Here is a 2,892-nt window from a genome sequence, read left to right as displayed (position 1 = left end):
CTGCTGTCGCCGAGGTAATCGAGATCGCTCGCGGAGCCGACCGGAATCCCGTTGGGCGCGACACCGGGCGCCTGCAGCGGCGGCGACATCGACCAGTACGCGCGCCCGTCGCCGAGCGCCGGACAAGCGCGATACATGTCGGCCAGCCAGACGATCATCGCGGCCTGCAGTTCGCGCAGGAACGCGGGCGTATAAGGAATCAGCTTCTGGCGCGCGGTGCTGCCGCTCGTCCGTTCGAGGAACACCGGGCGCTCGGCGGTCAGCACCGGTTCCGGTTCGTGCGATACGCGATCGAGCCACGGCAGGAAATCGGCGGCCGCATGCACGGGCACGCGCTCACGGAACTGCGCGGGGCTGTCGATCCGGTCGAAGCCGAACCGGCGTCCGAATGCCGTATCGCGGTTCGCGGCGAGCAGCGCCATCAGCCGCCGCGCCTGCGCGTCGCCCGGTGCGTCGAGGCCGGCCTGCCAGCGATCGACGTCCGGCTGCGCGGCGCGCGCGAACGTGCGCCATGCATCGGCCGGGCTGCGGGCTGAGGCGTCCATCAGAAATAGGTCTTGTCGAGTTGCGCGAGATCGTCGGGCAGCCGGCGCGGCGGCGCGAAGATCGTGAGCCAGCCGTACCACAGCGGCCGCGTCTCGCGCAGGTCCGACACCGCGTGCATGTCCTGCCAGCGCAGCGCGGGGCGGCGATGATGCGTGAGGTTGTAGTTGAAGTTCAGCAGCAGCCAGCGCACCGGCGTCGGCGCGCGCATGTTGTACGTGCCTTCGACGACGTCGAGCGGCGTGCGCATGTGGTACACCCACTGCAGCGACGACCATGAAAACGCGAACGCGACATACGCGACCAGCACCGCCGACACCGACCAGTCGAGCAGCCAGCCGGCCAGCAGCCATGCACCGACGGCAGCGAGCGTTTCGTAGCGGATGCGGCGGAAGTCGGCCGTCGTGAATTCCTTGAAGGCGGCCGCGTAGGTGTTGTCGTCGCCGCGCGCGGCGAGCCGCTGCATCGTGCGGCCGGGCACCAGCGCGAGCACGAAGCTGCCGACGAAGCTGCCGAGCCAGATGCCGCCGAGGATCGCCGCGTAGTATTCGATGCGCTTGCGCAGCAGCGATTCGTCCGCGGTCGCGAAATCCGCGCGCTCGGCGCGCGTGCGGTTGCGTACGTGATGGCCGAGATGGTTCACGTGGATGAGCGTCGCGGCCGCGCCGAACATCGTGGACGCCCACCACATCATCATATAATTCGCGATCGGCCGGCGATGCCCGAACCCGTGGAAGGTTTCGTGCATCATCGAGAACACACCCTGCATCACGAGGCAGAACGGCACGAGCACGAGCCACTTGATCGCGCCCACGCCGGTATGCGAGAGCCAGGTGAGCGTGCCGGCCCACACCACGCTCTGCAGCGCGAGCACGAGCAGGTTCGCCCGGTCGTAACGTCGGGTCTGCGCGGCAGCGGCTTGCGCGCTCGGTCGGTTCATGGCTCGGAATGGCGGTTGTTTGCACGGGAGGATACAACAGATGCGTCAGCCGCCGGTAACGGCCCGCGCCCCGTCCCTGGCGGGGCGGAACTAGCATGCGGCCGTTTCGCCGTACGCCCGCCGACAGCCCCGCGTCGCGCATGCCGACCCGCGATGTGCGCTTCGCGATCGACGAACGCATTCCGCGCTTCTGGTATCGCGGCACGTGTCATGTCACGCGCTTCTTCGACGCGTTTTCCGTGATGTTCCCGCTCGGCGAGCGCTTCTTCATCGAAAGCGTGCGGCCGTTTCGCGACCACGTGGGCGGCGATGCATCGCTCGCGGCCGACGTCGATGCGTTCGTGCGGCAGGAAGCGTCGCATATCCGCGTGCACCGGCTCTACAACGCGCGCCTCGCATCGCAGCAGGTGCCGGTCGACGCGCTCGAGGCGCTGCTCGAAACACGCCAGCGCAATGCCGCGCGGCAGGTATCGCCTGTCACGCGGCTCGCGCTGACCGCGTGCCTCGAGCACTACACGACGATCCTCGCGCACCGGCTGCTGAGCGACCCGGCGATCCTCGGCGGCGCCGACCCGACGATGGCGGCCGTGTGGCGCTGGCATGCGATCGAGGAAACCGAGCACAAGACCGTCGCGTTCGACGTGTTCGCGGCGGCCATGCCGAACGCGGCGCGGCGCTATGTGGTGCGCTGCGCGGCCATGCTCGGGATCTCCGTCTACTTCGTGATCGACCTGATCTACTTCGTGCACCGCCTGGTCGCCGTCGACGGGCAGACCTGGAATCTGCGCGGCTGGCTGCAACTGTTGCGCTGGCTGTTCGTCGCACCGGGCATCTTCACGCGCGTGATGCCGATGTGGCTATTCTGGTTCTCGCCGCGCTTTCATCCCGATCGCCTCGACAGCGATGCGGCCTTGCGCGCGGCCCGCGCCGCGCTCGAACCGTACCTGGCCAGCGCCGAACGCGAACCGGAGTCGCACGCATGACGCGCGCGCCGTGGACGCCCGACGGGTTCGACGACTGGCGCCGCCACTATCCGGCAACACCGTTCGCGCGGGCCGCGGCGAACCTCGACCGGACCGATGCGTTCATCGACGGCTGGACACGGCGCACCGCCCGCCTGCCGCTGACGACGACGGTCGTGCTCGTCGCGGGGCTGTATTCGGAATGGCTGCCCGGCTGCAATCGCGGCGCGCGGCAGACGCTCGGCGCGGCCGGCTATCGGGTGCTGACGGTGCCCGTGCGTTCCGCGCGCGGCGTGTTCGATCAGGGCGCGCATATCGGTGCGTACCTGCGCAAGCACCTGCCTGCCGGCGGCGAATTCGTCGCGCTCGCGCACAGCAAGGGCGGCATCGATACGCTCGCCGCGCTCGTCGGCGACCCGGCGCTGGCGGCGCGTTGTACGGGCCTCA

General features: G+C 69.3%; 3 protein-coding genes and 1 pseudogene. 2 read left to right on the top strand and 2 right to left on the bottom strand.

Annotated elements, in window-relative coordinates; all coding sequences use genetic code 11:
• A partial coding sequence (locus G3N99_RS37750) for a GH3 auxin-responsive promoter family protein (RefSeq protein ID WP_206124917.1) occupies positions 1-545 on the bottom strand: 545 nt, incomplete at its 3' end.
• Entirely contained in the window at positions 545-1,483 is a 939-nt protein-coding gene (locus G3N99_RS37745) for a fatty acid desaturase (RefSeq protein ID WP_174936824.1), read from the bottom strand. The genes G3N99_RS37750 and G3N99_RS37745, both read right to left, overlap by 1 nt.
• Positions 1,484-1,578: 95 nt before the next feature.
• On the opposite strand from G3N99_RS37745, the gene G3N99_RS37740 reads away from it, so the two are divergent.
• Together G3N99_RS37740 and G3N99_RS37735 are read left to right on the top strand one after the other, a co-directional pair.
• Entirely contained in the window at positions 1,579-2,466 is an 888-nt protein-coding gene (locus tag G3N99_RS37740) for a metal-dependent hydrolase (RefSeq protein WP_206124916.1), read from the top strand.
• Positions 2,463-2,892, top strand: a pseudogene (locus tag G3N99_RS37735) (hypothetical protein); the annotation flags it as partial. The gene G3N99_RS37740 and the pseudogene G3N99_RS37735, both read left to right, overlap by 4 nt.

Origin of the sequence: Burkholderia sp. Ac-20392, from assembly GCF_017104585.1 — a bacterium.
Taxonomy (GTDB): domain Bacteria; phylum Pseudomonadota; class Gammaproteobacteria; order Burkholderiales; family Burkholderiaceae; genus Burkholderia; species Burkholderia lata.
Note: the sequence above shows the minus strand (reverse complement) of the source record. Positions and strands in the feature narration are given on the sequence as shown.

Excerpts from the sequence above, each read along its gene's own strand:
- G3N99_RS37745 (WP_174936824.1), bottom strand. The coding sequence starts at position 1,483 with ATGAACCGACCGAGCGCGCAAGCCGCTGCCGCGCAGACCCGACGTTAC.
- G3N99_RS37740 (WP_206124916.1), top strand. The coding sequence starts at position 1,579 with ATGCGGCCGTTTCGCCGTACGCCCGCCGACAGCCCCGCGTCGCGCATG.